Annotated in this window: 1 protein-coding gene; it reads left to right on the top strand. The window is 54.1% G+C overall.

The features are described 5' to 3' along the window. Positions 1-114: 114 nt before the first annotated feature. Positions 115-473 (top strand): collagen-flanked surface repeat-containing protein (locus tag ACTHUM_RS19280; protein ID WP_440403896.1); only part of this gene is annotated, 359 nt, incomplete at its 3' end.

Raw genomic sequence — 473 nt, 5'->3', positions numbered from 1 at the left:
CCCACCCACCCCCCCACCCCCCCCACCCCCCCCCCCCCTCCACACCCCCCCCCCACTCCCCACCCTCCCCCCCCCCCCCCCCCCCCTACCCCCCACTTTTTTAATGATAATGCGATCACCGGGATCTACACTATCCTTGGCGTCGGCATTGTCAGATGTGGAGAAGAGACAGTCATTAAAGATGGTGCAACTGGTACCGACGGTAAGAACGCTGAAGCCGACGTTAAAGACAACGGCAACGGTACCCACACTGTAACCATCAAAGACGGTAACGGTAACACCACTACTACCATCATTAAAGCTGTTGCTCATACCTCCGTCAGCGCCCACGCGACCACAAATGATAAAGAAAACGGTGACGGTACTCATAATGTAACCATTAAAGACGGTAGAGGTAGCAAAAAAAATACCATAGTTAAAGAGGGTGCAACTGGTGATGAAGGTGGCAAGGGTGGGGAAGGTAAGAGCGATGA

Source organism: Neisseria sp. P0021.S006, assembly GCF_051956895.1.
Note: the sequence above shows the minus strand (reverse complement) of the source record. Positions and strands in the feature narration are given on the sequence as shown.